Below are 274 nucleotides of genomic sequence, written 5' to 3'. Positions count from 1 at the left end.
ACCATGCCCATTATCAATAATTTCTATTAGGGTCGAACCGCCTTGAGCAATTCGCACAATGAGTTCAGTTGCACCAGCATCGATAGAGTTTTCTAATAATTCTTTAACAACAGATGAAGGACGCTCAATCACCTCACCAGCAGCAATCTGGTTGGCTAACGCTGCGTCTAATGTATGGATACGACGTTGTGTTAGCTTTTCATCAGTCATGAAGCTGTTCCTGCAAAGTCTGATACAAATGTTCTGTAGGTAAAGTTAGGGTTACTAAACGGCT

1 protein-coding gene is annotated in these 274 nt (G+C 42.0%); it reads right to left on the bottom strand.

Annotated elements, in window-relative coordinates; translation table 11 throughout:
- On the bottom strand, window positions 1–210 hold a 210-nt coding region (locus tag AC3II9_RS21790; RefSeq protein ID WP_489158781.1), incomplete at its 3' end, for an ATP-binding protein.
- Window positions 211–274 lie beyond the last annotated feature (64 nt).

It is taken from the genome of Lysinibacillus sp. RU7 (assembly GCF_057837305.1).
Note: the sequence above shows the minus strand (reverse complement) of the source record. Positions and strands in the feature narration are given on the sequence as shown.